Origin of the sequence: Bacillus sp. FDAARGOS_1420 (assembly GCF_019344915.1) — a bacterium.
In the GTDB taxonomy this organism is placed as follows: Bacteria; Bacillota; Bacilli; order Bacillales; family Bacillaceae_G; genus Bacillus_A; species Bacillus_A mycoides.
On the sequence record NZ_JAHWJB010000001.1, the window covers coordinates 1890309 to 1916139 of the forward strand.

At 37.8% G+C, this 25831-nt stretch carries 34 protein-coding genes; 33 read left to right on the top strand and 1 reads right to left on the bottom strand.

Annotation, left to right across the window (positions count from 1 at the left end; all coding sequences use genetic code 11):
* Positions 1-2: 2 nt before the first annotated feature.
* The 12 genes from I6L50_RS10115 (at position 3) to I6L50_RS10170 (ending at position 6984) form a co-directional block, all read left to right on the top strand.
* A complete protein-coding gene (locus I6L50_RS10115; protein WP_219301259.1) occupies positions 3-428 on the top strand; it encodes a DUF1064 domain-containing protein in 426 nt (141 codons plus the stop codon).
* 15 nt (positions 429-443) lie between these two features.
* Positions 444-1148: a 2-methylcitrate dehydratase gene (locus I6L50_RS10120; RefSeq protein WP_219301260.1), complete on the top strand. Its 705-nt coding sequence runs from the start codon at positions 444-446 to the stop codon at positions 1146-1148.
* Positions 1138-1860 (top strand): zinc-finger domain-containing protein, encoded by a 723-nt coding sequence (locus I6L50_RS10125; protein ID WP_219301261.1) that lies wholly within the window; start codon positions 1138-1140, stop codon positions 1858-1860. Before I6L50_RS10120 ends, I6L50_RS10125 begins: the two co-directional genes overlap by 11 nt.
* Positions 1861-1869: 9 nt before the next feature.
* The gene (locus tag I6L50_RS10130; RefSeq protein WP_219301262.1) at positions 1870-2292 is read left to right on the top strand and encodes a hypothetical protein; all 423 of its coding nucleotides are present in this window, start codon (positions 1870-1872) and stop codon (positions 2290-2292) included.
* Positions 2279-3004, top strand: coding sequence for a sigma-70 family RNA polymerase sigma factor (locus tag I6L50_RS10135; protein ID WP_257475366.1), 726 nt, complete (start codon positions 2279-2281; stop codon positions 3002-3004). The genes I6L50_RS10130 and I6L50_RS10135 overlap by 14 nt, the downstream gene beginning before the upstream one ends.
* A 37-nt stretch (positions 3005-3041) precedes the next feature.
* Positions 3042-3233 (top strand): hypothetical protein, encoded by a 192-nt coding sequence (locus tag I6L50_RS10140; RefSeq protein ID WP_219301263.1) that lies wholly within the window; start codon positions 3042-3044, stop codon positions 3231-3233.
* 36 nt (positions 3234-3269) lie between these two features.
* Positions 3270-3668 (top strand): beta-sandwich lipoprotein, encoded by a 399-nt coding sequence (locus I6L50_RS10145; protein ID WP_000726817.1) that lies wholly within the window; start codon positions 3270-3272, stop codon positions 3666-3668.
* A gap of 214 nt (positions 3669-3882) precedes the next feature.
* A complete protein-coding gene (locus I6L50_RS10150; protein ID WP_219301264.1) occupies positions 3883-4680 on the top strand; it encodes a phage antirepressor KilAC domain-containing protein in 798 nt (265 codons plus the stop codon).
* A gap of 546 nt (positions 4681-5226) precedes the next feature.
* Entirely contained in the window at positions 5227-5601 is a 375-nt protein-coding gene (locus I6L50_RS10155; RefSeq protein WP_219301265.1) for an ArpU family phage packaging/lysis transcriptional regulator, read from the top strand.
* Positions 5602-5936: 335 nt separating this feature from the next.
* Positions 5937-6398 carry a L,D-transpeptidase gene (locus I6L50_RS10160; protein WP_219301266.1) on the top strand — a complete coding sequence of 154 codons (462 nt, stop codon included), beginning with the start codon at positions 5937-5939 and terminating at the stop codon, positions 6396-6398.
* A gap of 69 nt (positions 6399-6467) precedes the next feature.
* Complete coding sequence (locus I6L50_RS10165) at positions 6468-6707, top strand: hypothetical protein (protein WP_219301267.1); 240 nt, start codon at positions 6468-6470, stop codon at positions 6705-6707.
* 43 nt (positions 6708-6750) lie between these two features.
* A complete protein-coding gene (locus I6L50_RS10170; RefSeq protein ID WP_219301268.1) occupies positions 6751-6984 on the top strand; it encodes a hypothetical protein in 234 nt (77 codons plus the stop codon).
* Here the strand turns inward: I6L50_RS10170 and I6L50_RS10175 are convergent.
* Entirely contained in the window at positions 6981-7361 is a 381-nt protein-coding gene (locus I6L50_RS10175) for a DUF2513 domain-containing protein (RefSeq protein WP_219299849.1), read from the bottom strand. The two genes, I6L50_RS10170 and I6L50_RS10175, sit on opposite strands and share 4 nt — an antisense overlap.
* Positions 7362-7486: 125 nt before the next feature.
* Here I6L50_RS10175 and I6L50_RS10180 point away from each other — a divergent pair, with 125 nt between their 5' ends.
* The 21 genes from I6L50_RS10180 to I6L50_RS10280 all read left to right on the top strand — a co-directional run.
* Positions 7487-7861, top strand: a complete 375-nt coding sequence (locus tag I6L50_RS10180) for a hypothetical protein (protein ID WP_257475341.1) — start codon at positions 7487-7489, stop codon at positions 7859-7861.
* Positions 7848-8060, top strand: a complete 213-nt coding sequence (locus I6L50_RS10185; protein WP_219299847.1) for a hypothetical protein — start codon at positions 7848-7850, stop codon at positions 8058-8060. Before I6L50_RS10180 ends, I6L50_RS10185 begins: the two co-directional genes overlap by 14 nt.
* A 128-nt stretch (positions 8061-8188) precedes the next feature.
* A complete protein-coding gene (locus I6L50_RS10190; RefSeq protein WP_219299845.1) occupies positions 8189-8440 on the top strand; it encodes a hydrolase in 252 nt (83 codons plus the stop codon).
* An 11-nt stretch (positions 8441-8451) separates the two neighbouring features.
* A complete protein-coding gene (locus I6L50_RS10195; protein ID WP_219299843.1) occupies positions 8452-8706 on the top strand; it encodes a hypothetical protein in 255 nt (84 codons plus the stop codon).
* A gap of 15 nt (positions 8707-8721) precedes the next feature.
* Entirely contained in the window at positions 8722-8907 is a 186-nt protein-coding gene (locus tag I6L50_RS10200) for a hypothetical protein (protein WP_085308802.1), read from the top strand.
* Complete coding sequence (locus I6L50_RS10205) at positions 8897-9274, top strand: HNH endonuclease (protein ID WP_219299841.1); 378 nt, start codon at positions 8897-8899, stop codon at positions 9272-9274. Before I6L50_RS10200 ends, I6L50_RS10205 begins: the two co-directional genes overlap by 11 nt.
* A gap of 125 nt (positions 9275-9399) precedes the next feature.
* Entirely contained in the window at positions 9400-9903 is a 504-nt protein-coding gene (locus tag I6L50_RS10210) for a phage terminase small subunit P27 family (protein WP_219299839.1), read from the top strand.
* 1 nt (position 9904) lies between these two features.
* Positions 9905-11599, top strand: a complete 1695-nt coding sequence (locus tag I6L50_RS10215) for a terminase large subunit (protein WP_219299837.1) — start codon at positions 9905-9907, stop codon at positions 11597-11599.
* Between the two features lie 187 nt (positions 11600-11786).
* A complete protein-coding gene (locus I6L50_RS10220; protein WP_219299835.1) occupies positions 11787-13040 on the top strand; it encodes a phage portal protein in 1254 nt (417 codons plus the stop codon).
* Complete coding sequence (locus I6L50_RS10225; RefSeq protein WP_219299833.1) at positions 13027-13737, top strand: head maturation protease, ClpP-related; 711 nt, start codon at positions 13027-13029, stop codon at positions 13735-13737. Before I6L50_RS10220 ends, I6L50_RS10225 begins: the two co-directional genes overlap by 14 nt.
* Before the next feature lie 37 nt (positions 13738-13774).
* The gene (locus tag I6L50_RS10230) at positions 13775-14947 is read left to right on the top strand and encodes a phage major capsid protein (RefSeq protein WP_219299831.1); all 1173 of its coding nucleotides are present in this window, start codon (positions 13775-13777) and stop codon (positions 14945-14947) included.
* Positions 14948-14967: 20 nt separating this feature from the next.
* Positions 14968-15255: a head-tail connector protein gene (locus tag I6L50_RS10235; protein ID WP_219299829.1), complete on the top strand. Its 288-nt coding sequence runs from the start codon at positions 14968-14970 to the stop codon at positions 15253-15255.
* Entirely contained in the window at positions 15242-15565 is a 324-nt protein-coding gene (locus I6L50_RS10240) for a phage head closure protein (RefSeq protein WP_219301269.1), read from the top strand. The genes I6L50_RS10235 and I6L50_RS10240 overlap by 14 nt, the downstream gene beginning before the upstream one ends.
* Positions 15558-15992 carry an HK97-gp10 family putative phage morphogenesis protein gene (locus I6L50_RS10245; protein WP_219299825.1) on the top strand — a complete coding sequence of 145 codons (435 nt, stop codon included), beginning with the start codon at positions 15558-15560 and terminating at the stop codon, positions 15990-15992. Before I6L50_RS10240 ends, I6L50_RS10245 begins: the two co-directional genes overlap by 8 nt.
* The gene (gene gp17 / locus I6L50_RS10250) at positions 15989-16348 is read left to right on the top strand and encodes a tail completion protein gp17 (protein WP_219299823.1); all 360 of its coding nucleotides are present in this window, start codon (positions 15989-15991) and stop codon (positions 16346-16348) included. The genes I6L50_RS10245 and gp17 overlap by 4 nt, the downstream gene beginning before the upstream one ends.
* A complete protein-coding gene (locus I6L50_RS10255) occupies positions 16349-16954 on the top strand; it encodes a major tail protein (protein WP_219299821.1) in 606 nt (201 codons plus the stop codon).
* Between the two features lie 12 nt (positions 16955-16966).
* Positions 16967-17284 (top strand): phage tail assembly chaperone G, encoded by a 318-nt coding sequence (gpG, locus tag I6L50_RS10260; protein ID WP_219299819.1) that lies wholly within the window; start codon positions 16967-16969, stop codon positions 17282-17284.
* Positions 17285-17313: 29 nt separating this feature from the next.
* On the top strand, positions 17314-17490 hold the full coding sequence (locus tag I6L50_RS10265) for a hypothetical protein (protein WP_219299817.1): 177 nt from the start codon (positions 17314-17316) through the stop codon (positions 17488-17490).
* A 15-nt stretch (positions 17491-17505) separates the two neighbouring features.
* On the top strand, positions 17506-21351 hold the full coding sequence (locus tag I6L50_RS10270) for a phage tail tape measure protein (RefSeq protein ID WP_219301270.1): 3846 nt from the start codon (positions 17506-17508) through the stop codon (positions 21349-21351).
* A 14-nt stretch (positions 21352-21365) separates the two neighbouring features.
* Positions 21366-22856: a distal tail protein Dit gene (locus I6L50_RS10275; protein WP_219301271.1), complete on the top strand. Its 1491-nt coding sequence runs from the start codon at positions 21366-21368 to the stop codon at positions 22854-22856.
* The coding region (locus tag I6L50_RS10280; RefSeq protein WP_219301272.1) for a phage tail spike protein at positions 22853-25831 on the top strand (2979 nt) is incomplete at its 3' end. The genes I6L50_RS10275 and I6L50_RS10280, both read left to right, overlap by 4 nt.

A 25831-nucleotide genomic window follows, 5' to 3' on the forward strand; every position in this document is an offset into this window, starting at 1 on the left:
AATTGAGTAAATACAAAAACAAAAAAGTTGATTTGGACGGTCATGTTTTCGATTCAAAAGCGGAAGCAAATTATTACGAAAGTTTGAAAATTCGTAATGCAAGAGGCGAAATACAAGGATTTGAACGGCAGCCCGTATTTAAGTTACAACCAGCATTCAAGAAACATAACAAGAGCTTTCAAGCGATTACATACATAGCGGATTTCTTGGTCTATTTGCCCAATGGGGAGGTAGAGGTTATAGACATAAAAGGTATGATTACCGAAACATTCAACGTAAAAAGAAAGTTATTTGAATATAAATACCCGCACTTACAGCTGATTTTGCTGAAGTATGTGAAGAAATACGGCGGATTTATCACATTGGATGAATACAACAAGTTGCAACGAGCGGAGAAGAAAGTGAAAAAACGAAACCAAGTAAAATAAAGGGAGCGGATTGTAATGTCATATATCGAATTCAAACCAGTGTTAAAGAAAGTGAACTTAAAACCAGACGGGAAGAAGGAAATCGTGCTAGAAGTAACAGATTCTTCGCTACAGGGGAAGTTGGATTCTCTGTCTGAAATGATTGATGCGAAAGTGTTTGTTTCGCTAGAGTCTATGCAAGTCAACTTTAATGTCACAATTAATGCGAAAACAAATGAGCCGGTTACGCAGTACGAAGTCGATGAGAAAGGAATTGTACAAGAGGTAAAACCAACATTCGAGCAAATAGAAGCAGATTTAGATATGCCAGCAGAAAAGATGCAGACTCGTGAAGAAAAAGAACAAGCGGACCGTGAGGTAATCGATGCTTTTATCATCAGTGGTTTGGCACCAAACTTTGAGGGGATGCCGAATAAACTTCCGGAGATTGTGAAACGCCGTCTGGAAGGAGAATCCTACTTGAAATTGGCAAATGAGCTGAACATGTCTTCGGGGCAAATTATCGAAACTATTGATGAATACCGTAAGCGTGTAGCACCATTAGCGATAAAGTGGCAGGAGTGGAAAGAACAACAGCCAGAACGAACAGAGGAGACAAAGGGGGAAGAGAAACCGGAGGAAGCCCTTGAAGTGCAACAAGAAGGGAATCAGGAAACTGAAAATCAAGTCTCGGAAGAGTTCGAAATAGCGGATGAGGACAAGCTTTTCGATGAAGCTTGATAAGAAATCCATCCGGATTCAAATATTAGATCTACAAGATGAGCATTGCACGGGTTGTAAAAAGATACAAGCATACAGGAAGTCAGGGAATTGTAAGACTTCCTGGTGCGCGGATAACTGTAGGGTTGGGAAGCAAATCAAACAATTAGGCGACAACTTACTGGAAGGGAGAAATGAGACGATGGCAGAGCAGATGGCGGAAGAGAGAAATTGGGATGTATTATGTGAGAAGGCGGAGAAATTACGGGAACAGAAATTATCTTGGGCAAAAATTGCAGAGCGTCTAGGTGTGAGTGAAAGTACGCTGTATCATAACGTCGCAAAACGACGAGAGAAAAAAGAGGGCGTTAGGAAGCGCGCTAAGAGATTAGGAACGAAAAAGAGTATAAAACCATTGGTTGAGGGTACAAAAGTAGTCGGAAAGAAAAATGAACGTTCTGAAGAGGAAGATAATGGAATGCGTCAAACGGAATTAAAAGCAGAACTTGAAAAGTTAAAAAAACAATCTCAAAATCGTGAGGAAGAATATACAACGTTGCTTAATGAACGCAACCAGTTAAGCGAAAAGAAATGGGAACTGGAAGCTGAATTACGTAAAGTACAAATCAGAATCGGTGCGGCGGAAGAAACGGCCGATATGGAACGGAAGCATCGCCTAGAGTGTCAAGCAAGAGCACAAGCATTAGGCATCGCATTGAAAGCCATATTGTAGGTGAGAAATATGAAACTCACCAGAGAAGAACGCATCCAGCTTACCTATCAGATTGGCGATATCATCGAACAGAAATGTAGGCGGTGTTATTACAATCGTTCAGATGATGCGAGTTTCAGTATCAGCATTTGTGCGAATTGCCCGACTGGTCAGGAGTTACGCCAGTTGGGTAGGTATTTTGATACGGAGCCGAGACAGCGCGCAGGGAAACCTGGAAATATTCCGGATGGATTGACACCGGCGTGTGTACGGGAACTGAATGAGCAAGGGATATCCGATCAAAAAATCAGTATTCTGTTCCAACGAAGTCCGTCTTATGTTTACAAATTGAAAATTAAGTGGAGAAAGCAAGGGTTGTGGGAAGGGCCGAACAAAGTGCTTATAAAGTCAAGAAAACGGAAAAGGGGAAGCGGGCAGAATGAAAGTAATTGAAGATGTGAGGGCGATGTCAGACGAGGAGTTTATGGAAAGGTATAAAAAGTTAGTATATCACTGTGTTTGGAAAAGATATGGAAGTAAAATTAAAGGTATAGAACGTGATACGGGTTTAGGTATCGAAGACTTGAAGCAACAAGGGATGGTTGGGTTAATTAAAGCAAAAAGAAGATTTGACGTTTCGCATGGTTGTCAGTTTTCAACGTATGGGGTACCGATGATCATAGGAGAAGTATCCAGATATATAAGAGATCGACAAAAGGTAAAGATAACGCGTGATATTTATGCTCTAAAAGGGAAAATTTCAAGGGAAAAGTTAGCAGAGAAGGCTCCAGAGGAGATTGTAAATGTGTTAGGAGAACCAATCCATTTGGTTGAAACGGCATTGAAATATCAGCCAAGTACGATTTCTTTTCAGACGGTTGTCTATGACTCGAATCAAAATGGGGATGCTACGCTAGAGCAGGTGATAGCAGATAAGGAAACGGAAAGTGTGGAAGAAGAAGTGATAAACCGGGCCATTTTGGATACGTTTATCAGCACCTTGGTACACAAGGAATCTATCGTATTGGATAAGCATCTGCAGAATAAGACGCAACAGCGTATCGCAAATGAGATTGGAATAAGTCAAGTACAGGTAAGTCGGATATTAAAACGCATTCAGCAAAGGGCGACGGAGTTTGGGAAAGAGCAAGGGCTTGCCAAATAGTGCGAAATCAAAAATTGCAAAGGAAGGATGTTGTGAAATGGGGTACGCAAAAATGCTTATAAAAACGTTGGCTATTGCAACATCCATCCCGCTAGGATACGTAGTATATGCTTATTTTACAAATTACGTACCCAAGCAAGGGATGGTAGACAATATCGTATGCGGATTACTTATTATATTCCTATTATTGGTACCAATTTTGATGTGGAAAAATGCGGATAAGTTGTAGTCAAATTTGAATTTTATAAGAAATGGGGAGTGGAAAATGAAAAAGAAAATAATTGCAGGTTTAATGTCTATTATGGCAATAACGGGTTTAGCAGGTTGTAGTACTGAAGCAGATACAGTTTCACAAAATTTATCTAAATCAGCTGATTCATTTGAGGTTCAACGAAGAGTAGTGTTCTTCAATGGTATAACGGATAAATACCTTTTAAGTATTGAGGGATTATGCGCTTTAGACGCTGGTGATGGGAAGAAGATAACTGTAACTTGCAAGACTGGTGATGGTAAATATAAGAAACATTACCTTGGATTAAGTGATAATGTAAGTTACTTCATTGAGCAAACAGATGCTAAGTACGAAGATGCATACCATTACAAAGTACTGTTTAGACCGGAAGAAATTATTCCAGATATTAAGTTGCAGACAAGCAATAAATAAACTACTTTTATGTGTTTGTATGATGAAGTTTTGAAGAGTCAAACTAAACAAAAGTGTTATTTGCATAGAAAATGGCAGGTAATTGACCAAATTACCTGCCGTGTCCTTAAACAGTCCGGAGGGGTAAAACTCCGTTTTGAAAGAGTGTAGCTGACTCGTAGATAGTATGTGTAACGTGAAAAAAGAATATTCGTAAAGACGAGGAGAATGAAAAATGACGCAGTTGCAAACATTCGCGCATAATATGTTCGGAAATTTAGAGATTCTTATCAAAGATAGAAAAGAGTATTTTCCAGCGACAGAGGTTGCGAAGGTACTTGGATATGCGAATCCGCACAAAGCGATTAGAGACCATTGTAAACAAGAAGGGGTGAACGAAACGGTAGTCCCTACTAATAGTGGTAAGCAGGTAAAGAAATTTATCAATGAACCCAATCTTTACCGTCTCATTGTCAAATCCAAACTCCCGCAAGCGGAACAATTTGAAAAATGGGTATTTGAAGAAGTACTTCCAACGATTCGAAAACATGGGGCATACATGACGCCACCTACGATTAACGCCTTACTACAAGACCCGGATTTATTGATTGGTCTTGCATCTCAACTCAAGCACGAACAACAAGCAAGACAAGTGGCCGAACAAAAGAATCTCATGTTAACCCAACAAGTCGCAGAAAACGCATCTAAGATTACATACCTCGATCAAATTCTTCAGTCAAAAGATACAGTAACCGTTTCACAAATTGCAGCCGATTATGGGTTGTCTGCTGTTCGGTTGAATAAAATTCTAAAAGATGAAAAAGTACAGTACAAAGTAAACAACCAATGGTTACTGTATGCGAAACATCAAAATAAAGGGTATACGAAATCTCAAACAATTGATGTAACGCATTCGGATGGAAGTAAATCTGTAAAGATGAATACGCGCTGGACACAAAAAGGAAGGCTGTTTATCCATGATATGTTAACGAAACGAGGCATTATTCCGGAAATGGATAAGGAAGCGGTTTGAAACTTGTGTTAGAAAAAAACGATCCCATAAAACAGGGTGAATTCGCGTTTGAATCTTTTTAGAATGTCTTAGGTATCGAATGAGTAGTAATACGTTTAAAGGGGTCTTAGGGTGTTTAAATTAGAAATAGAGATTTTAAACAAAAAATAACAAAGCAGCTAGCAAAAGCTAACTGCTCATTCGATGAAAGATATGCCGATAAGTCCAGTTTCACCTTCCGACATTGCAGGCTATATATCAAGCCTATAAATAGTATGAATCAACTTCTTCATTTTATACGCAAAAAAAATAAAACGAGCACTTGTGTCAGAGTGCTCGTTTTGAATCCCTACAAGTATTGTTATGTGTGTCCCAAACAAGTAATGATATTACAGGATATGTATGCGAAGTAAATTGGAGACAACGAAAAAACGGCTAGAAGACTAACCGCTTTTTTGCCTGAAAAAACACAAGTAAAAGGAAAATCACATTGTAAGAGAAAAGCCCATGTCAGAAGCTTAGTAATAGTATGAACGAAAATAAATATTTTATGCAGGAGGGTAGCACATGAATCAATTATCTTTTTTTACATATGTAGATGAGAAAGAACTCCGCCCTTTTGTGATAGAAGAATTGAAGAAATATAAGGTATTACGTGTACGGTTTCAGAATCAGCGAGAACGGATGGAAATAGGAGCAGATATCTTATTCCCGGAATTGCGAAAGATAGATGTTCATGAACTGAAGTACAGACAATTACATCGCGCGTTTGAATATGCGTTAGATCAAGAAGAACAACACATACTCGAAATGAAGTATATGCATGCGAAGGAACTAAATGATGATTACATTTATACAGTGCTAGGGATGAAGCGAGGCAAGTTTTACCGGAAAAGAAAGTCAGGCATTCTTAACTTTGCGACAGCATTAGAAATGATTTGAAAAAATAATGGAACTTTTGGGGTACTGTTTCGGGCACTAAATCGGGTACCTTTTTAAGTTGGAATCGGAGGTACGATATTCCTACAGTTACTGTTTGGAAGACAGGAGGCTGTGGGGATAGCGTATCCGCCATCATGTGAAGTGATGTGAGTGGGCCCCATTATCAAAACGTTACCGAAGAACGGGCATGGGCGGTAGGAACCCGCGACAGGACGAACAGACCAATTTATATTCATATACCAAGCTGGCTGTGATTCTGTGTAGAAGAGCGGTCAGCTTGTTACTGTATAAAATACCACCTTCTGCTGAAAAGTATAGGTAGGAGGTGGGAGCATTTGAAGTTTATTTGCACGTTCATAATAACATTCAGTATAGTATGGAGTTCTATCCAGCCAGTACAAGCAGCGCCCCATACAGGACGTTATATTCTTATCAAACGATCCGAACAAACATTATATTATGTGAAAGGTAAGCTGTTGCTTAAATCATTTCCAGTTGTAGCCGGTCGAGATGCAAGTCCGACGCCTACAGGGAGAGTTACTGTTATATATAAAGAAGAGAATCGTCTTTTCTACAAAGGGAATATTGCAGGTGGTGCATCGAATAATCCGCTAGGAACAAGATGGCGGGGCTTAAATATACATGAAACAGAAGGAAATACATATGGGATACATGGAACAAATCAAGTTGGAAGCATTGGAATGAAGGTAAGCGCGGGAGGTATTCGTATGAAGAATACAGATGTGGAGTGGCTGTACGATCATGTAGCAATAGGAACACCTGTTATTATTCAGTAGCGAAGGTGATAATCGAGAAGGAGCGCCCATAGCGGGTGCTTTTCCTATTTTATGAGGAGGCGAAAAGATATGTTTTTCAAAAGAAAGAAAAAGAAGGAACAGAATAAGAAATTGAAGCAAGAACATGTAAAAAGAAACAGTGAGGGTACAACAAATGATTGGTTGATTCACCATACGACAACATCAAGTGCAATCCACTCCAGTTCGGATTATGGTGGCTATGATAGTGGTAGCCATTCATCTTCTTGTTCATCCCATTCATTGTATGATGCAGGGAATTCATTTGATAGTTCGTCAAGTTGCGATTAAGTAGCCGAAGGGCTATTTTTTATTTTGGAGGAGGATGATTTATATGACGGAATACCATAGGCCGGTTTTGGCAGGAAAAGTGGATACACATACAGGAGTTTGGGTGAAAGGGTATTCTATTGACAATCCGACTGTAGGAACTGAAGCAAAAAGTCAGCTCAATCTCGAACTGACTTTTATGAGTAATGATTATTCGCCAAATAAGTACAAGGTGTTTTTAGAAGAATTTGAACGGTTTCTAAGTGAACATGGGTACTTAAATGGTGAACATCGTTAAGGTAATCCTATAAAACCAGTTGTAACTTTTACAGCTGTTGCTGAGATTACACTTAAAGGAACACTAGACAACTTTTTAGTAAGTTCTTTTGTTTTAGCCCAAACTTTGGAGTCTCTAATAGTATCTAGGAGTTCATGTCCTGAAAAAGTAATCGATCCTATTCCTAGAGCATAAATTTCATCTCCATCAAACTGGTGAGATCCGTTTATGTATCCAGCTTCTATAAGTTTTAAAATGGCGTATATAGATTCGTTTTCGCCGTATTTGTTAAAAGTATTAAATTCTTTTAATTGATGAAGATGAATGTGTTGACCTAGGTTTAATTTTTCTTCAAGTTCTAAAAGAACAGAACGAATACAATCTTGATTTAATTTCATGTTATCACCTTCTTATATTCTATAAATTCGACAAAAAAGAAGGTAGTCCTACAAATTAAATCACAGGAAAAAAATGGTAATGAAAGCATTTAAATAGAAGTTTTTATTTTGGAGGAGGATGAAGGATGGAAGATATAGATGTTATAAAGCATAGACTTGAAACCTTAGAATCAACAACAAAACAAATGTATACGGAGAAAATGGTAATGAAAGGAGCAATTAATCATTTGAGTGAAACTGTAGATACATTAAGGAAATATGTTAGCGATTTAGAAAAAAAGTTATCCAAGAAAGTGGATGTAACTGAAATTAAACAAGTAGTTAAACGATCTGAATTAATTACAAAGATTAATGATAGAAAATCAATTGGAATGGATTGTAAAGTTGGGGTTTCATTAGACGGGAAAGTTATAGCGAAATCTGTAGTTGAACATAAAACGGATGGTATCAAGATGACTGTAACTGATATCAAAGGAGCCAGAATAAATGAAACTAACTAAACAAGAACAAGCGGTTGTAATTGCTACATTCTTTTCAATGTTAGGACAAGACCTTGTAAATGAGCGTATCGATAAACAGAAATTAGAAAGTGCTATTCCATTATTTAATGAGATGGAAGATAACACCACACCAAAGCAAAAAAGAGAAGCGATGGTTAGTTTGCTCGATAAAACAATGGATGAATTTCTGAAGGCTTAGACATAAAAAAACGGAAGAAACTTGTTGGCTTTCAAGTTTCTTCCGGTGGAAATGTACTTTCATTATAACAACTTGTATTTATTTGTGAATAGATAATCAGAATATTCTTTCGAAAGGAATGAGGATAGATGGAGAACAATTTGCAAAAGAAGATTGATGCGCTGGGTCTTCTTACCGTGGATGAAACATCATATAACAAATACCTAAAACCTCATGAAGAAGCATACAAACAAGCTAAGTTAGATATCAATCACTTCAAGTATTATAAACTGTATGGTCAGGAACACATGCTTTATTCTGTAGGATATCTTGAACGGACTTCAATGGAAGAGTTATTAGAAAACGATAAATACAATCATTGTTTATTCAAGAAAGAATAGGAGTGAGAATAATGCAAGTCTACTGTTCTAACTGCAATAAAGAATACGATATGCAACCACAAGTCGTAAAGATTCCTAATCGTATTGAGAAGTGTTACTTCACATGCCCTCATTGCAATCATGAACATGTTGCTGCATATGTGAACGATAAAATTCGTAAGCATCAAACTGATATAGCGAAGTGTCATGAACGGATTAATAAAAAGAATCTTGCTATTGAGGATGAAATGAAACGGGTAAGGAAGAGGATGGGAGTAACTAAGTAAAGGAGTGCGACGGTAATGTATAAGAAACGTATTGAAGATAAAGAAGAATTGTTACGTGTTATGGGTGCGTTAGATGAACTTGGGAAGGATTATACGATAATTAAAACCACTAAGCATGTTCCTTTACCACCAGTTACTTATCCAAAACGAACTTGGGTTATTGAAGAGTCGAATAAGGATAGCGATTCCGATGCCAAGTAAACCATTCAAACCCTGTAAGTCGTTAGGTTGCAACGAACTAACAAGAGATAAGTATTGTGCTAAACATTTAGAAAAAGAAAAAGAAATCGTAAGATATTACGACAAACATATTCGAAACAAAAGCTCACGTTCATTCTACAACTCAAGACTGTGGAAGGGTATGCGTGGACTTATTTATCGTAGAGATCATGGCTTATGTGTTCAGTGTAGAAGCAAAGACATCATTCAGATAGGTGATGTAGTCGATCATATCATTCCTATTCGTGTTGATTGGTCGAAACGATTAGAAGCATCTAATTTACAAACGCTTTGCCATGCTTGCCATAACAAGAAAACAAAAGAAGATGAGAAGGTCTACAAGCGTTGATGTGGAGAAGAGATACGGAAGGATACCCCACCTTCGAGGGGTGGTCAGGGCACCTCTTGAGACCGGTGACAAGCTTTCTGCGTAAAAAATTCGTTTTATTTGGTAAAACAGAATGAAAGGAGGAGATGGGGAAAATGGGACGGAAAGCGAAGCCGATTCATCTGCATATTTTAGAAGGGAATACGAATCGATTAACAAGAGAAGAAATCAAGAAACGCTTAGAATCTGAAAAGCGATGGAAAGCCAAAAGCGACAAGGTTAAATCACCAACATGGTTAGATGCAGTTGCGAAGAAAGAATTTAGACGAATTGCAGGGGAGTTACTAGAATTAGAAGTGATGACAAATATAGATGTGAATGCATTAGCACTGTATTGTGATGCGTATGCGGACTATATGGCATGTACGAAGATTATCCAAGAAGAGGGATTACTTGTGGAATACACCAACAAAGCAGCGGAAACAAATAAAGTCCCTCATCCACTCTTAACCAAGAAAAAGCAACTCCATGAACAAATGAAGGCGATAGGTGTAGATTTCGGATTTACTCCAAGCGCAAGGGCGAGAATTGTGATGCCGCGTGCGAAAAAAGGGGCGCAAACAACTGTAGAAAAGGAGTTTGGCGTATAACATGATCAGACAATGGATGTTGGACTACTGTGAGGATGTACGAAATGATGAAGTCGTTGCTTGTCAGAAGCATAAACAAGCTTGTAAACGATTTGTAAGAGATATTGAGCGTGAAGGATCTGAAGATTTTCCATATGTTTTTAAGGAAGAAAAAGCACTTCGTTTCCTAAAGTGGATGTCTCTTTTTAAACATACAAAAGGAAAGTTAGCAGGTCAGAGAATGGAACCACATTCGATACAAATTTTTGTGTTTAGCAATATTTATGGATGGGTTCATAGAAATACGGGATTACGTCGATTTAAAAAAGCTTATTGGCAAGTAGGTCGCAAAAATGCAAAGTCACAATCTTTAGCGTGCGTCGGTTCATATGAAGCAATGGCCTTTGGTGAGAATATGTCTGAAGTATATGTTGGTGCCACAAAAACAGAGCAAAGTAAAATTGTTTGGAATGAGATTAAGGCCCAAATGAATGGGTGTGACGATCTAAAAGATAAATTTAATATTGCTTATGGGAAAATTGAACACTTAAAGACAAATTCTTTTATTTCCGCACTTTCAAAAGATGCTGGTAAATCTGGTGATGGATTGAATGTTCAGTGCGGTATTATTGATGAATACCATGCCCATCCTACTTCTGAAATTTATGATGTTCTGGTGTCAGGTTCAGGTGCTCGTCCGAATCCACTCATGATGATTATTACAACAGCTGGTTTCAACTTGAGCCAACCTTGTTACCGTGTGGAATATCAATATGTTTCTAAGATTTTAGACCCGAATATTGATATTGAAAATGAAGAATATTTTGTGATGGTCAATGAATTAGATAAGGATGATGAAATTACGAATCCTGAAGTCTGGGAGAAAGCGAATCCCATTTTATGTAGTTATGAAGAAGGGCAATCTTTCTTAAAAGGAGAATTGCAATCAGCATTAGATGTTCCAGAAAAAATGCGGAATTTCCTGACGAAAAACATGAATCGTTGGGTGGATAGGAAAGAAAATGGGTACATGGACATGCAAAAATGGAAAGATTGCAAGGAAACGGTGGAATTATCCGAATTAAAAGGGTTGGAATGTACTGTAGGTGTCGATTTATCAGCCAAAATTGATTTAACCAGTATTTCATTCGAGTTTAAAAAGGATGATAAATATATCGTGTTAAGTCATAGTTTTATGCCGGAAGATACGTTAGCTGAAAAGAGACAAACGGATAAAGTGCCATATGATTTGTGGGTACAACAAAAATGGATTACGACAACACCTGGTGCGGTAGTTGATTATGAATTTATCAAAACACATATTAGAAATATGGAAAAAGATCATAAGTTTAAGATTAAAGAAATATGTGCGGATCCTTGGAATGCAACGCAATTCATGCAAGACATGGAAGCGGAAGGGTATACGATGATAGAAATACGCCAAGGGATGGCAACTCTATCAGGTCCTACAAAAGATTTTAGAGAACAAGTGTATCTAAAGAAAGTCATCCACAATAACAATCCTGTATTAAATTGGGCCACTAGTAACGCGATAACAAAACAGGATGCGAACGAAAACATCATGTTGGACAAGTCAAAGGCAACCGAAAGGATTGATCCAATTGCGGCTGTCATCAACTCACACGTTCGCTGTATGCTCAATTCTGGTGAAGTGGACTTAAATTCCTATATTTTAAGTCAAGATTTCTCGTTTTAGGAGGAATGACATGCGCTTTTTATTATTTTTCATCAGTATTTTAGAAGATATTCTATTGATTTCGGGGTTGTCCATTATTGTTGGGACGACTTTTTTTATTCATCCAATTTACGGATGGTATCTGCTGGGAATCATTCTTATACTGATCGGGGTGGTGATCGCGAGGAAATAGAGGGGAGGTGAAAATATGATATTCCGGAATTTGTTTCGCAATCAGGATACGACCGATCTAAGAAATCCAGCACCTTGGTTTCGGAGTTTATTTAGTTATGAAGCAACGAGCGGAGAACGGGTTACCGTAGAATCTTCGTTAGGTGTACCAACGGTATACCGGTGCGTGAACATTTTAGCGAATAGTGTTGCGATGCTTCCGTTTCAAACGTTTAAAAAGACAGCGAAGGGAAGAGAACGGGATAAGGCGCATCAAGTCTCATTTGTGCTGGAAAGGCGTCCGAATCCGTACCAAAGTCCGTTTAAATTTAAACATTTAATTGAAACGCATCGGAACACGTGGGGCAATGCGTATATCAACATCCACTGGGGAGTGGATGGAAGACCAAAAGAATTGTGGGTGTTGAATCCAGCTGTCACAAACCCCGTTATCGATGTGAAAACAAATCAACTGTGGTATTTCACGAGTTTACCAGATGGGACACCTGTGAAACTAGCAGCTGATGATGTCATTCATCTCACGACATTATCGACTGATGGTCTGAAGGGGAAACCACCGATTCAAGTCGCAAGAGAATCGATTGGAAGCTCACAGGCAGCGCAAAAGTTCAAGGGGAAATTCTATAGGAAAGGTGCGACCCATAGTGGGTTGCTAAAAACAGCGCAACCCCTGAATAAAGAGGCAAAAGACAAGCTTCGTGATGCGTGGGAAGAAGCCAATACAGGTCTGAGTAATGCGCAGCGTATTGCGATATTAGATGCAGGTCTCGAATTTGAAAAAGTGGGTATGCCGTTAAAAGATGCCCAGTTTATTGAAGGTATGAAATTTGATAAAGGTGAAATCGCAAATATTTTTAACATTCCCTTGCACATGATTAATGAATTAGATCGTGCGACATTCTCCAATATTGAACAACAAGCACTGGATTTTATTCAAAATACACTCAGCCCGATTCTCATTCAGTATGAAGAGGAATTTTCTTATAAAGTCTTTTCTTTTGGTGAACAAAAACGATATTATCTCAAGTTTAACTTAACCAGTCTTTTACGAGCGGACCAGAAATCTAGAGCGGAGTTCTATAACATTATGTTAGATAGAGGTGTATTTTCTATTAATAAAGTTTTAGAACTTGAAGATATGGATGGTATTGGTGAATTAGGTGATAAGAGCCGAGTCGATTTAAATCATGTATCTATTGAAATTGCAGATGAATACCAATTAGCGAAAGCTAGTGGAGGTTCGTCGCTGAAAAGAGGTGAGGGCAATTAAAGACGTGTTTACTATTAAAAATCAAACGGATTCTTCAACGGACCTATTTATCTATGGTGACATCATAAATAATACAGGTTGGAAATGGGATGACTCTGACATTATGCCCGATGATGTAAAAAACATTTTGGGGCAATTGGATGATAAAAGTAACCTGAACATCTATGTAAATAGCGGTGGGGGTTCAGTATTCGCTGGCTTAGCTATTTATAATATGTTAAAGCGCAATAAAGCCCAAAAAACTGTTTATGTGGATGGTGTTGCAGCTTCCATCGCTTCTGTAATCGCCCTAGCTGGTGATCGTGTTGTTGTCCCTTCTAACGCATTTTTAATGATTCATAGGCCTTGGACCTATGCAGCTGGAAATGCAATTGATTTCCGAAAGGCAGCAGAAGATTTGGATAACATTGAGTCTGGAATCATGAATGTATACAAGGAAAACTTAAAAGAAGGCATTGGAATTGAAGAAATTCAACAATTAGTAGATGCTGAGACCTGGTTAAGTGGTGAACAAGCTGAAAAATACTTCAACATCGAAGTTGTGGAAGCAAAAGAAGTCGCAGCATGTATGAGTGATTATTTTGATAAATATCAAAAAACACCTAATAAAGTAGTAGCAAAGGCTCCTTCTATTCCAAAGAAGGATAATAATGAACAATTAAAAATACAAAATGCACTAGACCTTTTAGAAATATAGGTCTATTTTTTGTGCCAAAACAAGGAGGAAATACCGAATGGATAAACAGGAACAAGAATTACGTCAGAGGGTTGCTGATTTAAAAGCTAAGGCTGAAGAGTTAAACAATAGCGGGAAAGTAGAAGATGCAAGAGCTAAAATTGAAGAATTAAAAGATGCAAAAAATGAATTCGATAATTATTTGGCTATGAAGGGCATTGAAGTTCCTGAACCTGTAAATTCACAAACAGGGGCTTTACCTCCAGCACCAGTTAAAAATGAAGATTCATCGTACAAAGAAGTATTTATGAAAGCTATTCGTGGTCAAAGTTTAAGCTCTGAAGAAGCAATCATCATGCAAGAATATAAGGCAGCACTATCTGAGAATAAAGGTGAAGATGGTGGATACATTGTTCCAGAAGATATCACAACTACAATTAATCAGTTAAAACAAACAACAGATAGCTTAGAACAATATGTAAATGTACAACCTGTTTCAACAAACAAAGGATCTCGTACATTAGAAAAACGTGCAGCATCTACACCATTTGCACCACTATCTGAGTATGGAAATCCAAATGCAATGCAAGAGATTACTTCTCCGAAATTTGACCGTATACCTTACGCAATTGATGATTATGCAGGTTTCTTACCAGTACCAAATGATTTATTAAGTGATACAGATCAAGCTTTAGAAAATTATTTACGTAGTTGGATTGCGAAGAAATCAATTGCGACTCGAAATTATTTGATTTTACAAGAGATTAATAAGCTTACAAAAGTTGATTTAAAGGACTATAACGGACTAAAGAAAACATTGAATGTAACTTTAGATCCAGCTTTTGCAGTAGTAGCAAATATTATCACAAACCAAGATGGATTTAACTACTTAGATCAATTAGAGGATAAAAATGGTCGTCCGCTACTTCAACCAGACCCAACAAATCCAACGCGAAAACTTTTCGCTGGTAAGCCAGTAATTGTCTTATCAAACAAAACAATTGCTACAGATAAAGATGGTAAAGCACCATTTATCGTTGGTGATTTGAAAGAAGCAGTTGTGTTATGGGATAGACAACAATTATCTATCGATATGACGAAAGAAGGCGGAAACGCTTGGAGAAGCAATACAACTGAATTCCGAGCAATTGAACGTGAAGACGTTACATTATGGGATGCAGAAGCGGTTGTGTATGGGCAAATTACAGTTGTGGCGAAAACAGGAGCTTAATGATATAGGAGGTGTCCTTCTTGGTACTGAAATTAGAGGAAGCTAAAGAGTATCTTCGTGTGGATGGCGATGAGGAGGACTCCCTCATTTCATCCTTTATAACAGCAGCTGAAATATATATTAAGAATGCAACAGGTAAAACTGTAGATGTAAAGAGTGAGCTTGCTAAACTAGCGGCTCGTATCTTAATTTCTCATTGGTATGAAAACCGTGAAGTGGTTGGAAAAGCTGAACAATTAGCATTCAGTTTGCAGTCAATATTAGTTCAATTGCAATATTGCGGTGGTGATTCAAATGAATCCGGGTGATTTAGATAAACGTCTTGTATTTCAAATAAAAGATGAAGATGCAAAGAGCCCGGATGGTGAGCCAATAGATGGTTATAAAGATTCTTTCGCTGTATGGGGTTCTTTCATTTTTTTAAAGGGAAGAAAGTACTTTGAAGCAGCCTCAGCCAACAGTGAAGTACAGGGTGAAACAGAAATCCGATTCCGTGCTGATGTGAATGCTGATATGAAAATTAAGTATAAGAACACGATTTATGACATTGTTTCAGTGATTCCAACTGAAAGACACATGTTATCAATTATGTGGAAGCGTGGTGGTATGAATGGGTAATGGTGTTGATTTTTTAGGATTTGACCGTCTCATTTCTGAATTAGAGCAAATGGGTCTACGTGGAGAAAAGATTGAAGATAAAGCCCTTGCAGCGGGTGGGGAACTGATTCGAAAAGCTATTTCAGAAATAGCTCCAAGGAGTGATAGCCCTAAAAAATCAACGAAAAGCGAATCGTGGCGTACAGGACAACATTTGGCTGATAATATACGAGTTACAAAAGCGAAAATGGAAGGCGGCATAAAAACTATTAAGATTGGAATAGACAAAGCGGATCGTTCTCCATATTTCTATGGGAAGTTCGTAGAATGGGGAACATCTAAAATGCCAGCTCAACCATTTATAGAACCAGGATTTAATTCTTCAAAAGAAGCTGCGGTTCGTGCTATGACAGACATTTTGAAGAACGAAATGAGGCTGAATTTATGATAAATCTACGCCCTGAAATTTTGCAAGCTCTTGAAAATAATCAGGAGCTTGTTTCTTTGTTAGGGGGAAAGCGAGTCTATTATCGTAAAGCCAAGCATGCAGAAGAATTTCCACGTATTACATTCTTCGAATTAGACAATAGGCCAAGTGGATTTGCGGATAATGAGGAAGGTGAAAGTGAAATCACATTTCAAATCGATATTTGGTCAAAGGTCAGTACAACAGCAATTCATCAAAAAGTGAATGCAATTATGAAAAGTATTGGTTTCTCGCGTTATGCGGTTGCTGATCTATATGAAGAGGATACACAAATTTTTCATTACGCGATGCGATTCGCGAAAGGAGTGGAGTTATAGATGGCTGGAGAGGTTATTACAATTAGTTCGACTGTTGGTGTCGATAGTCTTGTTTATGCAAAATTAACAAAAGATGATATAACAGGTGTTGCGTATGCAACGGTAAAGAAATTGGAAGGTGCAGTAAAGGTTAAAACATCTAAAAAGGTAGCTTCTGAGATTATGTGGAGCGATAACAAGAAATCAGAAATCGCTGAGTCTGACGGTGAAGTCGAGGTTGAAATTGAAGTTCGAGGACTTTCACTATCCACGAAAGCAGATATTGAAGGATATCCAGAAGTTAAGGATGGTGTATTAGACGAGAAACGAGAGGGGGAAAAACCATATGTAGCGATTGGATACCGTTTTTTAAAGGCTAACGGTAAGTATCGTTATGTTTGGTTACTTAAAGGAAAACTTTCACAAGAGGAAGAAGAAGCTGAAACGAAAAAAGACAAACCGAACTTCCAAACAACAAAACTGAAAGGATCATTCATTGAGCGTGATTTTGATGATAGACCAAAATTTACAGCTGATGCCGATGAACCTACGTTTACAAAAGTTGTAGGAGATAATTGGTTTAGTAAGGTATATGAAAAAGCCGTAACACCACCAACAGGCAAGTAGGAGGAATAAACTATGAAACTAACATTACGAATCAATAAGGAAAAGAAAACTTTTCATTTACCGGGGTTCATTCCAGCTCGTTTAATCCGTCAAGCACCTGAGCTTGCTGATATTCCAAATAATCCTGGTCCAGAGGATATGGATAAAATGGTTCAATTTGTAGTGAATGTTTTCGATGAACAATTTACATTAGATCAATATTGGGACGGTGTGGATGCTCGTAAGTTTTTATCGACAACTTCAGAGGTAATTAACACTGTTATCAATGAAACTGTGGAAGCGGCTAGTGGTACACCTGGAACTGGAGAAGAAGAAAACCCAAACGCGTAGAGGGGGGAGGGATACCGTTCAGTGAGTTTATGGACGAGCTCTACCTCTCTTTATTACGTCAAGGATATAAACATCATCATATCGATAACGAAATGGATATTTGGCATTATTTAAGGATAAATCGAAAGCATCGTGAACAAGGTAATTCAAATAGTGAAAATCAAAATTCAAATGAAATAGAAGTTCCAGCTGAAAACATTATCTAACGAGGGGGTGAGACATTGGCAAATGAAATGAATCATTTAGTAGTTAAGCTTTCCCTTGATAATGTGAATTTCCGTCAAGGTATAGCAAATTCAGGACGTGCGGTAAGGACATTACAGAATGAATTGAAATCTGTAAGTACAGGTATGGGTGGTTTCGCTAGTGCTAGTCAACAAACACAAGCGAAAATGGATACTCTAAGTAGGCTCATTGACGCGCAAAAAGAGAAAGTTAAAGCGTTACGGCAAGCATATGATCAAAATAAGGCTAAATTAGGTGAGAATGATGCAGCAACTCAGCGATACGCTTCACAAGTTAATAAAGCTGTTGCTGATTTAAATAGATTTGAAAATGAATTAAAGCAAGTAAATAAGCAAGCTGAACAAAAAGGGATGGATAAATTAAATCATTCTTTACAATCCCTACAGGCTGAATTTCAGTCTATTACAACAGGCATGGGCGGTTTTTCTCATGCAACTGAACAGACACGAGCGAAAATTGATGTTCTCACTCGTACGGTAGATAAGCAAAAAGAAAAAATTAGGGAACTTCAACAAGCCTATAATCGTGCAAAAACAGAAGAAGGTGAAGCGAGTCAGTCAGCGCAACGATATGCTGAACAAATTCATCGAGCCACAAGTGAGTTAAATCGATTCGAATCACAATTACAACAGGCAAATCATGAATTGGATCAGCAAGGAAATCGTCTATTGAACTTTGGGAATCGTATGGAGGCAATGGGAAACCACCTACAAAATGCTGGCATGCAAATCGGTATGGTATTTGGTGGTATGACGTATGCGATAGGTAGAGGTCTAAAATCAGCTGTGGAAGAATCAATGAATTTTGAACAACAGATGGCAAACATAAAAGCGGTATCTGGTGCAACTGGACAAGAAATGAGTAAACTCTCCGAATTAGCTGTTAAATATGGGGAAGACACGAAATATTCTTCTGTAGAAGCTGGAAAAGGGATTGAAGAATTAATAAAAGCCGGTGTTGGTTTAACAGACATCATCAATGGTGGATTAGAAGGGGCTTTAAACCTAGCGGCCGCTGGTGAACTAGAACTAGGAGAAGCGGCAGAAATCGCTTCAACCGCTTTGAATGCATTTAAAAGAGATGGTTTAAGTGTTACAGATGCCGCCAACTTACTTGCAGGAGCTGCTAATGCTTCAGCTACTGATGTACATGAACTGAAATATGGTTTATCAGCAACCGCAGCAGTTGCAGCAGGAGCTGGTATGACATTTAAAGATACAGCAACAGCTTTAGCGGTATTTGCACAGAATGGATTAAAAGGTTCTGATGCAGGTACTTCACTAAAAACAATGCTTATGAGGTTGAATCCTTCAACTAAAGAAGCGTATAACAAGATGGCAGATTTGGGTCTTATCACTTATAATGCGCAGGCTGGATTTGATTTCTTGGTTAAAAACGGAATCACACCAGCATCTAGAAGTGTGGGAGATATTGAAGTTGCATTAGAAAAATATGTAATGAAAACTGAAGGTGTAAAGAAATGGAATGATAAGTGTGATACTACATTCCGTGAGTTAGCAACTAGCTCCGCTTTCTTATCATCGAAATTCTATGATCAAGAGGGTCATATTCAAAGTTTAGAAAACATATCCGGAATTCTTCATGAATCCATGAAAGATTTAACAGACCAACAACGAAGTATGGCTTTAGAGACGTTATTTGGTTCAGACGCAGTTCGTGGTGCAACGATTTTGTTTAATGAAGGCTCACAAGGTGTAAATAAAATGTATACCGAGATGTCTAAAGTCACAGCTTTAGAAACAGCTGAAACGAAAATGAACACTTTGAAAGGTCGTATTGAACAGTTAAGTGGAGCATTTGACACAATGAAAAAGACAATTGGTGATGCGCTTGCCCCTGTGGTTCGTGCTTTTGTTGCTGGGTTGCAAAAGCTTGTGGATGGATTTAATGCATTGCCAGGTCCTGTACAAAAAGCTATTGCAATTACAGCAGGTATTGTTCTTGCTTTAACGGCTATTGCAACAGGTATTGGAGTGGTTCTAGCAGCAGTTGGAATGGTGGTTTCTGGGATTGGTTCTTTGGCAGTAGCAATGGGTGTAGCTACTGCAGCTACTAGTGTAACGGGCGCAGTTTTAGGGATAGTAGCCGCAGCGTTAGGACCAGTAGCAATTGCTTTAGGCGTGGTAGCAGCGGCAGTTGGTGTTGGCGTTCTAGCATACAAGGGATATCAAAAAGCAACTGAAGACAGTATTGCTTCAGTAGATCGTTTTACTACGAATACAGAAGGTAAAGTAAGTTCTTCCACAAAGAAAGTTCTTGGTGAGTATTTCAAGTTATCGGATGGTATTAGACAAAAGTTAACTGACATTAGACTAAACCATGAAGTAATAACAGAAGAACAGTCGCAAAAGCTCATTGGACAGTATGACAAATTAGCTAACACGATTATAGAAAAAACAAACGCAAGACAACAAAAAGAAATGGAAGGACTTAAAAAGTTCTTTTCTGATTCATATGTTTTAACTTCTGAAGAAGAAAACAAGAGGATGGAACAACTGAATCAACGTTACGAGCAAGAAAAACTAAAAACACAAGAAAAAGAAAATAAAATCAAAGAAATCCTACAAACAGCAGCTAGAGAAAATAGAGAGTTAACAACATCAGAACGAATTTCCTTACAGGCTTTACAAGATGAAATGGACAGAGTTGCTGTTGAACATATGTCTAAAAATCAGATGGAACAGAAAGTTATCCTGGAAAATATGCGAGTACAAGCAAGTGAAATATCGGCTAGACAAGCAGCTGAAGTTGTCCAACACAGTGCGGAGACTAGAGATAAAGTAATAGCTGATGCAAAGAAAACTCGTGATGATAAAATTGCAGAGGCTATTCGACAACGAGATGAAAATAAAACGATTAATACTGAAGAGGCAAATGCAATTATTGCTGAAGCAAAACGTCAGTATGATAGCGCAGTTTCCACAGCGAAAGATAAGCATAATGAAATTATAAGTGAAGCTAAATCCCAAGCAGGTGAACATGCGAATCAAGTTGATTGGGAAACTGGACAAGTAAAGTCGAAATATCAGGCTATGAAAGATGATGTAGTTCGAAAGATGAAAGAAACATGTTCAGATGTAACAAATTGGTGGGAAGAAACAAAAAAATCTACAAGTAGTACAGTTGAAGAAGTTAAAAATATAGTTTCAAGGAAATTTGAAGAAAAGAAAAAATCTGTTACTGATAAAATGAAAGAAATCCAAAGTGGAATTGAAGAAAAATGGGGACAAGTTGAAAAGTTTTTCAGTACTATAAATTTACGTTCCATTGGTAAATCAATTATAGAGGGGCTTGAAAATGGATTAGATGATGCAACAGGTGGCTTATATCGTAAGGCGAAAAGCATTGCAAACGATATTAAAAAAACTATTTCTGGAGCGCTTGAAATAAACAGTCCATCAAAAGTAATGATTCCAGTCGGTAGTGCGGTTCCAGAAGGTGTTGGAGTTGGTATGGATCGAGGGAAACGTTTTGTTGTGGATGCAGCAAAAAATGTAGTTGGAACCGTTAAGAAGCAAATGAGTAATATGCCATCTGTTTTTGATTTTGGATTCCAAACTTCTCATTATAGTGTTCCGAATGATGTGGTAAGTGGTTTAACGAATTATATGCAGCCTAATATTCCTAATAACTCGGCTACTAGTAAAAAGGTATTCCCAAATAGACGACCTGAAGAAAAAGAACTAAATTTTACATTGAATATGACAAACGTTTTAGATGGGAAAGAGTTAGCAGGTGGAACTTATAGGTATACCACAGAACTTCAAGATCGTGATCGACAACGAAAAGAGCAATTTTAAGGACGGTGATATTTTTGGATAAACTAAGCTTTATATTTAATAATATTCGCAAAGATTATATTCAAATGCTTGTAGGTAGGAAACGTCCTTCATGGGCTCCAATTAAAAGAAATCTTGTCAGAGTTCCTCATCGTCCAGGAGCTTTTTTTATTCATACAGAAACGGAGGAGCGTCGTATTGACGTTCCTCTTGTTATTAAAGCAAAAAAAGACATGGCGGATTTACAAAAGATAAAAGAAGATTTAGCAGACTGGTTATTCACGGAACAACCAGCTGAACTTATTTTTGATGATGAGTTAGATCGAACATATCTTGCTTTTATTGATGGTTCACTAGATTTGGATGAACTAGTGAATAGGGGGAAGGGTGTTATTACTTTCGTTTGCCCTATGCCTTATAAATTAGGAAAAGTACAGACTCAAACATTCACGCAAAATTGGTCCACAGAAATCACGTCTCATTTCACGAATAAAGGTAGTGTAGAAACACCAGCATTAATTGAAATGACTGCAAAAAAGCCAAGCGCTTTTTTAGATGTATGGTTTGGAGAATATCCACATAATCGTGATTATTTTAGAATTGGCTATCCTCTCACTGTGGAAGAAACAACAGTACAAGAACGAGAAAGAGTCATGTGGGATGAAATGACTACAGCTGTAGGATGGACTCCTGTTACTGGAGTTTTTGATGACATGAAAGGTACAGGTAGTTTTAAATCAAGGGATGGTTACGCATTGTATTGTCAAGATTACGGACAAGAGAAAGGATTCCACGGTGCAATTGCTAAGAAAAATATTCCAGGTGGACCGTTACAAGATTTTGAAATGGAGACTTGGGTGCGTTTGAAGTCCAAAAGTATTGGGGAAATGGGCCGTGTAGAGGTACTTCTTTTAGATGATACAAGTAATATCGTTACGCGAATTAACATGAATGATTTATATTGGGATGCTGAAATGACGAAAGCATACATGCGTATTGGACATGCAGGAACGCCTAACAGTATACGAAAATTAGTAGATACAAGTGGGGCACATCCTAATACATTTAATCAATTTTACGGTAGGTTACGTATTGCAAGACGTGGGAAAGAATGGTCTGTTTATGTAGCCCGTTTTAGAGATGGTACAGAAATAGATGACGCTTCACTTGTTGAACGTTGGATTGATGAAACCGGAAATCCAATGACAGAACGAAAAATTGCACAAGTAATGATTTCAATCATGAGTTGGGATGTAAATAAACCTGTTGATGTCATGCAGATTGATGACTTAAAGATTTGGAAAGTAAACAAAGTACCTTCCAATACAAAGCCTTATATTTTCGATACCGGAGACAAAATTGTTGTTGATACAGAACGAAGTCTCGTCACAATCAATGGGAAGAATGCAATCAATATAAAAGATATATTCAGTAACTTTCCAAAAGTAATACGGAGTGACAATCGAATCGATATTATGCCGCCTGATGTAAACGCAACAGTTAGTTATAGGGAGAGATATAGATGAGAACGCCTAGCGGAATTCTTCATGTGGTTGATTTTAAAACTGATCAAATTGTCTCAGCTATTCCACCGCAGGACTATTGGGGCGATAAACGTCATTGGGAAATCAAAAACAATATAGATATGCTAGATTTCACAACTTTTGATGGAACAGAACACGCAATTACATTACAACAACAAAATCTAGTTTTAAAAGAAGTCCGTGACGGAAGAATTGTACCATATGTTATCACAGAGGCCGAGAAGGATTCTGATAAACGATCTATTACCACATATGCTTCAGGTGCTTGGGTTCAAATTGCTAAGTCCGGAATTATAAATCCACAACGGATAGAGAGCAAAACGGTTAATGAATTCATTGATATGGCACTCTTGGGAATGAAGTGGAAACGTGGAAAGACTGAATACGCTGGATTCCATACCATGACCATTGATGAGTTTATCGATCCGCTTACGTTTTTAAAGAAAATCGCTTCTTTATTTGATTTAGAAATTCAATATCGTGTAGAAGTAATAGGCTCTCAAATTACCGGTTGGTATGTAGATATGGTTAAAAAGCGTGGGCATGATACAGGCAAAGAAATAGAATTAGGAAAAGATTTAATCGGTGTAACTCGTGTTGAGCACAGCCGTAATATTTGTACTGCTTTAGTTGGATTTGTAAAAGGTGAAGGCGATAAAGTAATCACTATTGAAAGCATGAATAAGGGGCTACCTTATATCGTAGATGCAGATGCGTTTCAAAGATGGAATGAACACGGACAACATAAATTCGGTTTTTATACACCAGAAACAGAAGAATTAGATATGACTCCAAAACGTTTACTGACGCTTATGGAAATAGAATTACAAAAGCGTGTCAATTCCTCCATCTCTTATGAGGTGGAAGCACAATCAATTGGTCGAATTTTCGGTTTAGAACATGAATTCATTTATGAGGGCGACACGATAAAAATTAAAGATACAGGATTCACGCCAAAATTATATCTTGAAGCGCGAGTAATAGCTGGAGACGAATCTTTTACAGACCCAACGCAGGATAAATATGAATTCGGGGATTACCGAGAGATAGTGAATCAAAATGAAGAACTACGGAAAATGTACCATCGTATCCTTAGTTCATTAGGTAATAAACAAGAAATGATCGATCAGTTAGATACATTAGTGAAAGATGCGAATGAAACCGCTAGTCATGCAAAGAAGGAGTCAGAAGCAGCAAAAACACTAGCTGAAAAAGTACAAGAGAATATAAAAAACAATACGGTTGAAATTATAGAATCCAAGAATCCACCGAAAACAGGGCTTATAGACAGAAAAACAGTATGGTTAGATATTTCTAACGGTAAGCCTGGTATGTTAAAACTTTGGAAAGATGGTATTTGGGATCCTGTTGTACCTGATATCGAATCAGTAAAAAAAGAGGTTGCTGGTCAATATAACGAAGTGAAAGAAACGCTGCAAGGCTTCTCGCGTAATATGGTTGATTTAAAACACGATCAGGGTACGATTGATAAAAAAGTTACAGCAATCGAACAAACAGCAAGCGGATTATCTGCCACAGTGGGTAATTTAAACAATATAGTAGATGCGCAAGGTAAAAAACTTACGGAAGCAAATTCTAAAGTGGAACAACAGGCAACCGCAATCGGAGCAAAAGTTGAGCTGAAACAAGTAGAAGACTATGTTGCTGGATTTCAGATACCTGAATTGAAACAAACAGTTGATACAAATAAACAAGATTTATTGGGCGAATTAGCTAATAAACTTGCAACCGCGCAATTTAATCAACAAATGACTCACATTGATAATCGCTTTATGATTACTGAAAAAGGTATTGATGCCGCAGCAAAAACAACGGAAGTATATACGAAGACGCAAGCAGATGGGCAATTTGCAAAAGATTCCTATGTAAGAGATATGGAGTCACGACTTCAGCTAACAGAAAAAGGCATTAGCATATCTGTAAAAGAAAATGATGTCATTGCAGCCTTTAATATGAGTAAAGAAAATATTAAGCTAAATGCGGCAAGAATAGATTTAGTCGGAAAAGTGAAAGCAGAGTGGTTAATGGCAGGTTTGTTAAGTGGTTGCAAAATTAGAACATCAAATACCAATAACTATGTAAGCTTAGATGACCAGTTTTTACGTCTATATGAAAGTGGTGTTCCTAGAGCGTTTCTTGGATATTATCGAAGACGAGACGGTGCAGTACAACCAACTTTCATCTTAGGAACAGATGAAAAAACTAGCGCTCCTGAAGGTGCTTTATTTATATCTCAAATGGGGACCGGATGGCCTCAAGCTAGTGCGAACATTGGTATTACTGATGACATAGTTGATAGTGAGATAAGAAAATCTGTGTTTTGGGAGCTTAACAGAAACGGAATTAGTGTTTTACACGCAAACGACTATCATGCTCTTTATGCCGGAAATGGAAACTGGCATTTCAGACGAGGAAAAAGTGGTCTATATCAATCTACATTAGCAATCGAAGATAATAGCTCAGATGCAGATGTAAGATTACCTACTATCACATTACGTAATAGCCGTGTAGCAGGATATACCGGAGTTCTCCAAGTTAAGTCGCCTGTTACTCAAAATGGATGGGGAGCTGTTCAAGGTAACTTTATGAGTCCTTCGCTACGTGAGTACAAATCTAACATCCGAGATGTATCCTTTTCTGCTTTAGAAAAAATTAGAAATGTTAGAGTAAGAGAATTTAACTATAAGAACGCGGTAAATGAGCTTTACAAAATGAGAGAAGAGAAAGATCCCAATGATCCACCAGTAACAACGCAAGATATAAAAAAGTATTATGGAGCAATTGTAGATGAATCTGATGAAGCATTTGTGGATGAAAGTGGGAAAGGGATTCACTTGTATTCATACGCATCACTTACTATAAAAGCTTTACAAGAACTTGAAGAAGTTCAAAATGAGAAAATACAAGAAAACGAGAGGAAGCATAAGGCAGAAATT

Bases quoted from the DNA above. Each gene is read 5' to 3' on its own strand.
- I6L50_RS10155 (WP_219301265.1), top strand. From the start codon at position 5,227: ATGAATCAATTATCTTTTTTTACATATGTAGATGAGAAAGAACTCCGC.
- I6L50_RS10200 (WP_085308802.1), top strand. From the start codon at position 8,722: ATGTATAAGAAACGTATTGAAGATAAAGAAGAATTGTTACGTGTTATG.
- I6L50_RS10215 (WP_219299837.1), top strand. From the start codon at position 9,905: ATGATCAGACAATGGATGTTGGACTACTGTGAGGATGTACGAAATGAT.
- I6L50_RS10120 (WP_219301260.1), top strand. From the start codon at position 444: ATGTCATATATCGAATTCAAACCAGTGTTAAAGAAAGTGAACTTAAAA.
- I6L50_RS10150 (WP_219301264.1), top strand. From the start codon at position 3,883: ATGACGCAGTTGCAAACATTCGCGCATAATATGTTCGGAAATTTAGAG.
- I6L50_RS10175 (WP_219299849.1), bottom strand. From the start codon at position 7,361: ATGAAATTAAATCAAGATTGTATTCGTTCTGTTCTTTTAGAACTTGAA.
- gp17 (WP_219299823.1), top strand. From the start codon at position 15,989: ATGATAAATCTACGCCCTGAAATTTTGCAAGCTCTTGAAAATAATCAG.
- I6L50_RS10165 (WP_219301267.1), top strand. From the start codon at position 6,468: ATGTTTTTCAAAAGAAAGAAAAAGAAGGAACAGAATAAGAAATTGAAG.
- I6L50_RS10180 (WP_257475341.1), top strand. From the start codon at position 7,487: ATGGAAGATATAGATGTTATAAAGCATAGACTTGAAACCTTAGAATCA.
- I6L50_RS10190 (WP_219299845.1), top strand. From the start codon at position 8,189: ATGGAGAACAATTTGCAAAAGAAGATTGATGCGCTGGGTCTTCTTACC.
- I6L50_RS10240 (WP_219301269.1), top strand. From the start codon at position 15,242: ATGAATCCGGGTGATTTAGATAAACGTCTTGTATTTCAAATAAAAGAT.
- gpG (WP_219299819.1), top strand. From the start codon at position 16,967: ATGAAACTAACATTACGAATCAATAAGGAAAAGAAAACTTTTCATTTA.
- I6L50_RS10245 (WP_219299825.1), top strand. From the start codon at position 15,558: ATGGGTAATGGTGTTGATTTTTTAGGATTTGACCGTCTCATTTCTGAA.
- I6L50_RS10125 (WP_219301261.1), top strand. From the start codon at position 1,138: ATGAAGCTTGATAAGAAATCCATCCGGATTCAAATATTAGATCTACAA.
- I6L50_RS10195 (WP_219299843.1), top strand. From the start codon at position 8,452: ATGCAAGTCTACTGTTCTAACTGCAATAAAGAATACGATATGCAACCA.
- I6L50_RS10230 (WP_219299831.1), top strand. From the start codon at position 13,775: ATGGATAAACAGGAACAAGAATTACGTCAGAGGGTTGCTGATTTAAAA.
- I6L50_RS10145 (WP_000726817.1), top strand. From the start codon at position 3,270: ATGAAAAAGAAAATAATTGCAGGTTTAATGTCTATTATGGCAATAACG.
- I6L50_RS10170 (WP_219301268.1), top strand. From the start codon at position 6,751: ATGACGGAATACCATAGGCCGGTTTTGGCAGGAAAAGTGGATACACAT.
- I6L50_RS10130 (WP_219301262.1), top strand. From the start codon at position 1,870: ATGAAACTCACCAGAGAAGAACGCATCCAGCTTACCTATCAGATTGGC.
- I6L50_RS10210 (WP_219299839.1), top strand. From the start codon at position 9,400: ATGGGGAAAATGGGACGGAAAGCGAAGCCGATTCATCTGCATATTTTA.
- I6L50_RS10220 (WP_219299835.1), top strand. From the start codon at position 11,787: ATGATATTCCGGAATTTGTTTCGCAATCAGGATACGACCGATCTAAGA.
- I6L50_RS10185 (WP_219299847.1), top strand. From the start codon at position 7,848: ATGAAACTAACTAAACAAGAACAAGCGGTTGTAATTGCTACATTCTTT.
- I6L50_RS10265 (WP_219299817.1), top strand. From the start codon at position 17,314: ATGGACGAGCTCTACCTCTCTTTATTACGTCAAGGATATAAACATCAT.
- I6L50_RS10205 (WP_219299841.1), top strand. From the start codon at position 8,897: ATGCCAAGTAAACCATTCAAACCCTGTAAGTCGTTAGGTTGCAACGAA.
- I6L50_RS10135 (WP_257475366.1), top strand. From the start codon at position 2,279: ATGAAAGTAATTGAAGATGTGAGGGCGATGTCAGACGAGGAGTTTATG.
- I6L50_RS10255 (WP_219299821.1), top strand. From the start codon at position 16,349: ATGGCTGGAGAGGTTATTACAATTAGTTCGACTGTTGGTGTCGATAGT.
- I6L50_RS10140 (WP_219301263.1), top strand. From the start codon at position 3,042: ATGGGGTACGCAAAAATGCTTATAAAAACGTTGGCTATTGCAACATCC.